This window comes from Streptomyces calidiresistens, assembly GCF_014141525.1.
Classification (GTDB): domain Bacteria; phylum Actinomycetota; class Actinomycetes; order Streptomycetales; family Streptomycetaceae; genus Streptomyces; species Streptomyces calidiresistens.
The window spans coordinates 1-1,443 of sequence record NZ_VKHS01001088.1 but is presented as its reverse complement, the minus strand read 5'-3'; the positions used below and the strand labels follow the sequence as shown (position 1 = coordinate 1,443).

The window sequence follows — 1,443 nt, the reverse complement described above, 5'->3', positions numbered from 1 at the left end:
GGGCCGCCGGCTTCCGGGGGCGGGGGCCGACCCGCCCTCACATGCCGTCGAGACCGCTGCCGCACCCGGGAGTGCCGGGGGTCCCCCTGCCGTCGCCCCCCGACCGCTCCCGGCTCCCGTGCTCCACGCACGCTCCGGGGCTCGCGGGGAGGCGCACATCGGTGTCCTCGCGCCGGTTGAGGTCGGCCAGCAGAGCCTCCGCCTGCGTCTCCTCGATCCGGGCCCGCCGCGTCTCCCCCATGCCGCGCAACGCCGCCGCCAGGGAGTGGCGCTGCTCGGCCACCACCACCGGGTCGAAGGGCTGCTCGGCACTGTGCGCGAGGGCCCGCTCGGCCCACCGCGCCGCCTCGGCGTACTCCCCCACCCGCAGGTGGTAGCCGGCCAGGGCGCCCGCCGCGGTGGTCCGGCCGTGCGGCAGACGGGCGCCGGCGTAGCTCTCGCTCAGCAGGCGGTGCGCCTCATCCCACTCGCCGAGCAACATCCGGCAGCGACCGAGGTTGTTGAGCACCATCGTGCGCAGCGCCTCCAGGCCCGGGCGGGTCGCCTCCTCCAGGGCCCGCTCACCGACCCGGACGGCGAGTTCGACCCGGCCGGACATCGCCAGGCAGGCCACCAGGGCGCTGGTCGCCGCCACCGCCTCCAGGTCCTCCCCCAGCGCGCGGAGGCGGTCGATCCCCCGGGTCAGCAGTTCCACCCCGCGATCACCCTCCCCGCGCCGGCCGTGCACCTTGCCCAACTGCACCAGGGCGGCGGCCCGGGAGTGCTCGTCGCCGGTGCGTTCGGCGACCATGAGGGCCAGGCCGTTGAGCCGGCGCTGCGCCCGCCAGGCGAAGCGGATGCCGAAGTAGGTCTCCAGCGCCCGGGCCGCCTCGGCCGCGAAGCCGGAGAGGGGACGGCCGGCGAGCTCGTCCCCGGTGTCGAAGGCGGGGGAGGCCAGTTGACCGGCCAGGGCCAGCACCCCCTCCAACTCCCCGTCCGCCCAGGGCAGGGACTCCGAGGGGCTGGTGAACAGCCGCCCGCGGGGGAAGCGGTCCACCCCGGCGTGGTAGCGGTTGCGCACCACGGCCGGCAGGGCGAGCGGCAGGTTCACCCGGTACAGGGAGCCGAGGTACCACTGGGCGAGGCCCGCCAGAGGGGCCCGGTGGGTGGGTCCGGCCGGCTCCCCGTGGGGGGCGGGAAGGGCCCCGTCGGGATCCGCGGCGGCAGGGGGCCCCGTTCCGGGCCGCCCGGCTCCCGCCCCGGCGTCGCCGGCCGGCCGGGGGCCGGGAACGCCCCCCGGCGCGAACCCGCTCTTGGCCGCGGCCTCGCGCAGCTCGCCCTGGATCGCGTAGCGGCCGGGGCCGGCGGGCACCAGGAGCCCGGTGGAGCGCAGGTGCTCCAGGGCGGCGGCGGCCTCACCGGGCGGGCAGTCCAGGAGCGCGGCGGCGGAGGCGGGGGTGTGGG

Annotated in this window: 1 protein-coding gene; it reads right to left on the bottom strand. The window is 78.4% G+C overall.

Going from position 1 to position 1,443, the window contains the following annotated elements; genetic code table 11:
- Positions 1-37: 37 nt before the first annotated feature.
- The coding region (locus FOE67_RS25605) for a tetratricopeptide repeat protein (RefSeq protein ID WP_182667197.1) at positions 38-1,443 on the bottom strand (1,406 nt) is incomplete at its 5' end.